Genomic DNA, 554 nt, shown 5'->3' on the forward strand with positions numbered 1-554 from the left:
GCCGGGCACCTCGCCGCGCTGCGTGAGGGACGCATCACCGCCGGTCTGGTCAAGGTCGTCGGGGTGGGCGCCGCCGGGCTGGGCGCCGCCGCGCTGCTCGCCGCCGACCCCCGGGTCGCCGCGCACCCGCGCCGGCAGCGGCACCGGGCGTTCGGCCGGGGGGTCGACGTGCTGCTCGGGGCCGGCGTGATCGCCGGCACGGCCAACCTGCTGAACCTGCTCGACCTACGACCGGGTCGGGCGATCAAGTCCGGTCTGCTGCTCGCCGCGCCGCTCACCGGCGGCCCGCAGGGTGGGATCGCCGCCGGTGCGGCCGGCGCCGCCGCCGGCCTGCTCCGCGACGACCTGGCCGAGGACGTGATGCTCGGCGACAGCGGCGCCAACGCGCTCGGGGCGCTGCTCGGCGTCGCGCTCGCCGCCCGCACCGGTCCACTGGGCCGCGCCGGTCTGCTCGCCGTCCTGGCCGGGCTGACCGCCGCCAGTGAGAAGGTCAGCTTCACGGCGGTGATCCAGCGGACCCCGGGGCTCCGCGAACTCGACGCACTGGGCCGACG

General features: G+C 78.5%; 1 pseudogene. It reads left to right on the top strand.

The features are described 5' to 3' along the window. Nucleotides 1-554, top strand: a pseudogene (locus KBX53_RS35325) (hypothetical protein); the annotation flags it as partial.

Origin of the sequence: Micromonospora sp. M51 (assembly GCF_018070305.1) — a bacterium.
GTDB classification, from domain to species: Bacteria; Actinomycetota; Actinomycetes; order Mycobacteriales; family Micromonosporaceae; genus Micromonospora; species Micromonospora parva.